Source organism: Bartonella sp. MF74HXZ (assembly GCF_042194445.1).
In the GTDB taxonomy this organism is placed as follows: domain Bacteria; phylum Pseudomonadota; class Alphaproteobacteria; order Rhizobiales; family Rhizobiaceae; genus Bartonella; species Bartonella grahamii.
This window is the reverse complement of record NZ_JBHIMW010000001.1, coordinates 211,823-219,512: the sequence shown is the minus strand read 5'-3', so window position 1 is coordinate 219,512 and position 7,690 is coordinate 211,823. Positions and strand designations below refer to the sequence as shown.

5 protein-coding genes and 1 pseudogene are annotated in these 7,690 nt (G+C 32.2%); 1 reads left to right on the top strand and 5 read right to left on the bottom strand.

Going from position 1 to position 7,690, the window contains the following annotated elements; translation table 11 throughout:
* The first annotated feature begins 447 nt into the window (after positions 1-447).
* Complete coding sequence (locus tag ACFIJ8_RS00895) at positions 448-645, top strand: hypothetical protein (protein ID WP_375638665.1); 198 nt, start codon at positions 448-450, stop codon at positions 643-645.
* A gap of 655 nt (positions 646-1,300) precedes the next feature.
* On the opposite strand, the pseudogene ACFIJ8_RS00890 reads toward ACFIJ8_RS00895, so the two are convergent.
* The 5 genes and pseudogenes from ACFIJ8_RS00890 to ACFIJ8_RS00870 form a co-directional block, all read right to left on the bottom strand.
* Positions 1,301-1,702: pseudogene (locus tag ACFIJ8_RS00890) on the bottom strand (DUF1499 domain-containing protein); the annotation flags it as partial.
* 1,144 nt (positions 1,703-2,846) lie between these two features.
* On the bottom strand, positions 2,847-3,632 hold the full coding sequence (locus ACFIJ8_RS00885; RefSeq protein ID WP_375638664.1) for a DUF1499 domain-containing protein: 786 nt from the start codon (positions 3,630-3,632) through the stop codon (positions 2,847-2,849).
* Positions 3,633-4,161: 529 nt separating this feature from the next.
* Positions 4,162-4,701 (bottom strand): hypothetical protein, encoded by a 540-nt coding sequence (locus tag ACFIJ8_RS00880; RefSeq protein WP_273788402.1) that lies wholly within the window; start codon positions 4,699-4,701, stop codon positions 4,162-4,164.
* Positions 4,694-5,290 carry a DUF1214 domain-containing protein gene (locus ACFIJ8_RS00875; protein WP_375638780.1) on the bottom strand — a complete coding sequence of 199 codons (597 nt, stop codon included), beginning with the start codon at positions 5,288-5,290 and terminating at the stop codon, positions 4,694-4,696. Before ACFIJ8_RS00875 ends, ACFIJ8_RS00880 begins: the two co-directional genes overlap by 8 nt.
* 17 nt (positions 5,291-5,307) lie before the next feature.
* On the bottom strand, positions 5,308-7,458 hold the full coding sequence (locus ACFIJ8_RS00870; protein ID WP_375638662.1) for a transglycosylase domain-containing protein: 2,151 nt from the start codon (positions 7,456-7,458) through the stop codon (positions 5,308-5,310).
* Positions 7,459-7,690 lie beyond the last annotated feature (232 nt).

Here is a 7,690-nt window from a genome sequence, read left to right as displayed (position 1 = left end):
TTTCTAATTTATTTAGAAAATAACGATAAAGATATTTCTGAGATCAGTGATATTGTAAACATACTTTAAAGCTATGGTAATTGATTTCAGGAATATTTTTGTTTAAGACAATAGATATTTTATTTTGGATTTTTTTGTTATGAATAATTTTACTGGCGCCTTATTGGTAACGTTTATATATGGATTTTCAATTTTTTTTACAATAGATCTAAAGGTAAGAACTGGAGTATAAAAAGGAAAATATTATCAACAATTACGTTTTTTATATTATATTATTTTGGAATTTTATTAGTTAAATATATAGGAATTTTAAAATAATATAGAATTACGTTATTATCATTATTTTATTATTTATTATGAGTTATATATTTTTACAAATTATATTTGATTTTTTGCTAAATAGCATGCTCATTACATGATTCAATTATTAACTCACATCTAAAAATTTTGCTTTTTCCAGAAGAAGATAATTGTAGCGCAGGCGCTCATTCCCAAGCAGAAGGTGCAGGCGGCATCATAGGAGAAGTAATAGGAGGTATTGCTGGTGCAGTCGGAGGTGTTAGCGTTGTCCCTTTAGCAATAGTAGGCGGATTAGGAGGAGCTGCTAGCGGTTTAAAAGATAAGTACAATCAATGTCATCCGTAAAGTGGAAGAACACTGTTTCTAATTTATTTAGAAAATAACGATAAAGATATTTCTGAGATCAGTGATATTGTAAACATACTTTAAAGCTATGGTAATTGATTTCAGGAATATTTTTGTTTAAGACAATAGATATTTTATTTTGGATTTTTTTGTTATGAATAATTTTACTGGCGCCTTATTGGTAACGTTTATATATGGATTTTCAATTTTTTTTACAATAGATCTAAAGGTAAGAACTGGAGTATAAAAAGGAAAATATTATCAACAATTACGTTTTTTATATTATATTATTTTGGAAGTTTATTAGTTAAATATATGGGAATTTTAAAATAATATAATTATAAGGTGTTATTTGTAGAGTTATTTATAAAAAATAAGTTATTCTTTTTATATACTATTTATCTTTAAAAAAATGTTTACTGATTACATTGGGATAGATACTTTAAAATCAGTATTATCATCAAGAATTCTGTTTTTTATTTCCTATTTTAAATCTTTTTAATTATTTCAAGCATGGGTTGTTTTGAGATTATTATCTTTTGTATAAGGATTATCAGTTTATAGTTTTTGAAAAGTGATTGCTTGCTTATGTATCATATTTATTGAAAAATAGGCAATTGTTATGGACACAAAATGCCTTATTTCTCTTAGATTGTTATTCATCGTCTTGTGAGAGAGGAAGTGAGGCGATTTCTGTATCAAGTGCATCCATAAAATTGATAATAAAAGCAGCATTCGTTCCCAAATCTCTTGGAAAATAACGAGAAGCAGAGCGCATATCAACAAAAGTGGTATCCCCTTCATTGGTTAAGCGTATCACAATGTCTGAAATAAAACCAAGGTAAAAAGTTTTAGCTCTCGTTTCAATATAAACTTCATTTTCTTCGCCTTTGAATTCTCTTTGCGCTACAATAGGCCAATCATAGGCTGCTAAAACATTGAGAACGGATTCGCGAATACGATCAGGTGAGCCATCATAACGGCGCCCCGATATTTCTGGCCATTGTGACATCTGTAATGTTGCTTGTTCAGTCAAAACACTTTTGAGCGGTAAAGCAATGAACAAGCTTGTAGGCATAATTATGTGTCTACAAACTTGACAGGAAGGTTTAGGTGCATAATTTTACAAAATTATATATTTAATTTGGATTTTTTTTATGAATGAGCTTATTAGTATTATTATAGAATTATTATTTTCTATAGGTGCTTTATTTATATTTTTCTATACATTGTTTTCATATTATAAATATAAAGGTTATAATAGAAAAGAAATTTGGAAAAAAATTTTGTTAAGAATATTTTTTTTCGTTATATTATTTTTTATAACATTTTTTATTTATATACGTTATTTCTATGAACGATGATTATTCATTATTAATTTATAATTATAGATTAATTTGGAAATTTTATTTGTTATCTATATTTTTAATATATTTTATGAATTGTTTTTTGCATTTTTTTGTTTAAGTATATTTATTTAAATTGTATTATGTATATAAAGTATTTAATGAAAAAAATAATTAAATAATAATAAATTATTTTTTTATATTATTTTAATTTATTAATTTTTGTATGAATTAATATATGTTAATGTTTATTGTTTTTATATATATTTAATTTGGATTTTTTTATGAGTGATATTATTCGTATTATTGCAGAATTATTATCTTATACATGTGCTTTATTTATATTTTTCTATGCAATGTTTTTACGGTATAAATTTAAAGGTTATAGTAACAAAGAAATTGTGAAAAAAATGTTATTAAGCACATTTTTGTTCATTATATTTATTATATTACTTTCTATAACATTTTTTATTTGTATACGTTATTTATATGAAAAGTGATTATTTATTATCTTTATATAATAATGTTTTTGATATTTTATTTTCAGTATTTGTTTTTATATTTTCATTTTTATTAATTTATAGATACAGTGGTGACAGTTGGAAAAATAGTATAAAGGAAGCGATTAAGACATTTGGGTGGTTCTTTTTGTTATTTTTGACGTTTTGTTTTATTTATGTTGCGTTTAAATATATTAGATATTAGCATTTATATTTAAATTATGTTTTATAAAAAATGATTTTCATTTAAATAAGTTTCTATTATTTGTAATTATAAATTTTTATGAAATTGCAATAATAATTTATTTTTGAAATAAGCTCATTTAGTAAATGTAACTTACTATACTTCTAACCTCTACTCATTATCTTCAGAAAGAGGAAGTGAGGCGATTTCTGTATCAAGTGCATCCATAAAATCGATAATAAAAGCAGCATTCGTTCCTAAATCTCTTGGCAAATAACGCGAAGCAGAACGCATATCAACAAAAGTTGTATCCCCTTCATCAGTTAAACGAATGACAATGTCCGAAATAAAGCCAAGGTAAAAAGTTTTTGCCATTGTTTCAATATAAAGTGCATCTTCTTCACCTTGAAACTTTCTTTGAGCCACAACAGGCCAATCATAGGCTGCTAAAACATTGAGAACAGATTCGCGAATACGATCAGGTGAACCATCATAACGGCGCCCTGACATTTCTGGCCATTGTGAGATCTGTATTGCTGCTTGTTCAGTCAATACACTCTTGAGCGGTAAAGCATCGCTGGGACGTATTGTGCGAAAAAAAGCTGGCGGGCTTTGTGTATCGGTAGAAATATCGTAAAGAGCCGGTAAGGTAAACCAAAGTCCAAAAAATAACATCAATGGTGTAGCAGTTATTAATGAATAAATGATTCCTTTTAAAGCTTTCATTCCCCCTAGGGCTCCATAGACCCATAAGCTGTAAAGTGCTTTTACAGCAAGAAAAAGAGAAATAATCACACAGCCAGTAGAGATACCTATCAAAATTATGAAGTCGGTTACGTTAATGACGGAAAAACGTTGTAAAATGACTGAAAATAATAAAATAAAGAACGCCAATCCACCAAATCGAGGGGACCATACTGCTGCTCTTGCAACGAACCGAACATATCTCTTCTTCATGAAGTTTTTTCCCCTCAATTGTAAACTATAAGCCAAGTTTTTTCAGAGTGCATATCTTGCAAAAAGCTTCTGCTTACAAGAGAAAAATAAAGCACTTATTTTTGAGGTCAAGGATGCGTAATGTCTTATAAGTTTCCAGCGATTATATTCGCACTTTATTGAAGGTAATCAGTATTTCTTCTATAGTTTATCATGTCATTGATGCGAACTTTATGGAAACGTTTGTAAATAAAAAGAAATAAACTCAAATAACAAGTTTTACGGTTGTTAGTAGCATATTTATTTAGAATTTTGATTTTTCTCTTCTGATTGCGGAGAGTATTTTCTGTCAGATAATGCGTATCAAATAGGATATGATGATGTGCAATAGAGATTTCATACTACTTCAATAAAAAATTTAGGGATCTACAATCAGACAAACCTGAATTCGAATATTCGATTAATAGAGGAAAAAGACAATCATTTTAATAGGCTTCATTTATTTTGTATAGAAAGTAAGGTGTTGTACAAATGAGAGGTTAGACCGTTTTTATTCATAAAATATGTGGCAGGTTGCAGATGAAAGGAAAGATTCACTTTCCTTTTTTGCAAGTGAAGAAGGGGCAAAAATACGTAAAATGACAAAACCTTCATTCAAATTTTTAGCAACCAAAACTGAATTAGCATTTTTTTTAGGTTTTGATTTTTGGAGTTCTATTATTTGTATTGGTTTTCCAATAATAAGATCGAGTGTATTATCAGGGGCTGTTCGGTCATTAAGGCTATAGAAAATAATTCCGTTGTGTGTGTAGGCTGCTAATGACCAAAATTGTCGTGTTTTCAAAGCTTTTAAATGAACAGGCCCATTTTCAAGATTAAATCTGCAGACTTTAAGAAGAAAGAGTGGATCAGCAGATTGTTGAATAGGATTATCGGGAGTAAAAGCAACAAATTGATAAGGGGCGCCGGATTTTTTAAGTGCTGTCCATATATTATTTTGTGCCCAATAGGGGATCAGAAAGAGAACGCAAATATGAACGATAATAGCGCCAATGATTGCAAGAAGTGCGATATAAATGAATCTAGTCACAATTTATTTTTCCTGATGGAATTTGTTCTATTGATGGCATTGTAAGCTTTTGTAATGCCGTTGCAGAGATGATTGAGGTATCGTATAAGGTAAGAATAAGCCCGAATTCTTTTTGACTAACTGTTGCAAGCCAATTGCCGGCTTGCGGTGTAGGTGAAATATTGATGTGCAATGAGCCATCATGCTCATAAGTAATAGCGTTCGTGTGGAGTTCAAAAGGTATTTCTTTGGATGAAATATAGGGCTTTAGCGATTTGTCAGCTGTATAAAGGGTAAAAAAACGGGTTTCAGGGATGGTGCCTTTGAGCAAATAATGACAGCGAGGGTGGAGTGGACGCCCTTGGTTATCTTGCCAAATCTGGAATTGAATACCTTCAGTACGTCCGAGTGAAACAATGCCTTGTTTAGCGGTGCGGGCGCGGGTATAAGGATCCATATTGGCGGTTCCCATTTGTGGATAAGCACTCCATTTTCCAATTCTAAAGAGTCCAAAATGATGAAAGGAATTGAGTACATAATCGACACTCAATTTTCCACATAAAATAGAAAAAGCGAAGATAAAAAAGAAAATGGTGATATTAAAAAACATCATAGAATATTTTGAATTCAAAATGTTGAATCTCCAGTTGTTTTCATCTTCAAAGAAATTGCAGATGGTTTTTTCAGATCTTTGTTAATCAATCGCACAATATTCAATGTTTCAGAAGAAAGCGTAGAGGGTGTTGGGGGAAAAAATTCAGAATCTACATGGGAGGAAAGTATTGGGGGATGATAAGGAAGAAGAGAATCTTTAACACCATAGAGTTGTTTGAGCATAATATTTTGGTGTGCAGCAAGCATGATGCGATGCCATATCATGGCAGGAACTCCACCCCCAAAAGCACGATTCATCGGTGAAAAGTTATCATTTCCCATCCATACCGCTCCAGTATAATTGCCTGTAAAGCCAACAAACCAAGCATCACGATAGGATTGTGATGTTCCAGTTTTCCCAGCGACAAGAGTCATAGGCAGAGCAGCACGCTTACCAGACCCTCGTGTTGTGACACCCACCATCATTTGGTTCATATAGGCAGCTGATTGTCTGCTGAGAACTCGGTGTAACTTATTTCCGTTATGCTCGAAATCCCATACCACATGTCCATCGATTGTTCTGATTTGCGTGAACCCATGACGATTACCAGCTATCCCGCCATTCGCAAAGACATTAAAGCCAGTTGCTTGATCCATGGGGGTCATGTTGGAAGTGCCAAGAACCATCGTTTTGTGTGATAAAATATGCGCGTTAATCCCCATATTCTTGATGAGATCTATAATGGGTTGGGTATCGCGGTGAAGATATTGATAGGTGAGATACACAGGGACTGTATTAATGGAAAAAGCTAAAGCTGTTGCTAAATCAATTTTCCCCAAATAACGACCAGAATTATTTTTTGGTGTCCACCCCCCCCAATTGATGGGAGCATCTAAAACGATTGTTGAGGGAGACAGTCCGTGTTCCAGTGCGGTTGCGTAAACATAAGGTTTGAATGAAGAACCAGTTTGCCGTCCGCCTTGTGTCGCTCTGTTAAATTGGCTCCTTTTATAATCTAGTCCTCCAACAATTGCGCATACGGCACCGTTATTATCGAGTATAACAGTGGCAGCTTGTGTTACGCGATATTGTTGACCATATTGATGTAAATGATATGCAATTGATTCTTCTGCTGCTTTTTGAATATTCGGATCAAGGGTCGTTTGAATAATTAAACTATGGCTTGGAAGTTGATTACGCATTTTTTTGACTTCCTCGAATGCCCAATCAAGAAAATAATCAGCCTGATTATTTTCTATTTGGGGAAGTGCCCTAGCAGGGTGGCGATGCGCATTGATAATCTGGCTCTTCGTCATAAAGCCACTATTAACAAGATTAGAAAGGACTACATTGGCACGTGTTTGAGCAGCAAAGAGATGACTATGAGGAGCATATTTTGTTGGAGCTTTAAAGAGTCCTGCTAACATAGCAGATTCACTTAAAGATACATGACGTATGTTTTTTCCAAAATAAAATTTTGCAGCTGCTGCAATACCAAAATTGTTTCCTCCCATATAGGCGCGGTCAAGATAAAGTTGCAAAATCTGTTTTTTGCTAAAATTTGCTTCTAGCCAAAGAGCAAGATAAGCTTCTTTGATTTTACGTGTTATGGTTCTCTCGTTTGTTAAGAATAAATTTTTAGCCAATTGTTGTGTGAGAGTTGAACCACCTTGCACTACACCTTTAGCTTGCATATTTTGTGAAATTGCCCGTGTAAGTCCTTGAAAATCAATACCCCAATGATCGAAAAAACGACGGTCTTCTGTAGCAAGAACCGCTTTAATGACAGTGTCAGGCATTTCTTCAACGGGGACAGAGATCGCCGGCAGTGCACCACGGTGTCCAATGGAATTTCCATAGCGATCTAGAAAAAGAATGGAAAAGTTTTTAGGAGAAGACCAATCTGTTTTGGTCAGTTCAAAAACAGAAATGCCCAAAATAGTGAAAAGAGTAAATCCCATCAACCCTAATGTCAGTATTTCATCGAGAACTTCAACGATAAAACGTTTCCATCCTTGAAGATGAAAATTTTGTGAGATGATTTTTGCCTTTTTCCAGAAAAAACTGTTAGCAGAACGAATGTGATAAAGCGCTGTATCTAATCGTGCGTCTAATTCAATGAGAGCAGGACTGTGAAATGGCTTACGGTGTTGCCTTTTCTTTTTTTTAAAAAAATCAAACATTTAAAGAGAGCCTATGGCAAAGAAATACAACCAAACAAATCTACAATAATTATATGGAGTAGAAGTATTTTTTTGCTATAGTGCTAACAGAGAAAGAGTTGATTTTAGAATTATTCATTTTTCGTAAGGTAGTGTATTAAGATTTTATTATTTTATCTAATAAACTTTATTCTCATTATTAAAAATATTTTATTTTGAGTTTTTTAAAATTTAAAGTAATGTTAATGCATTC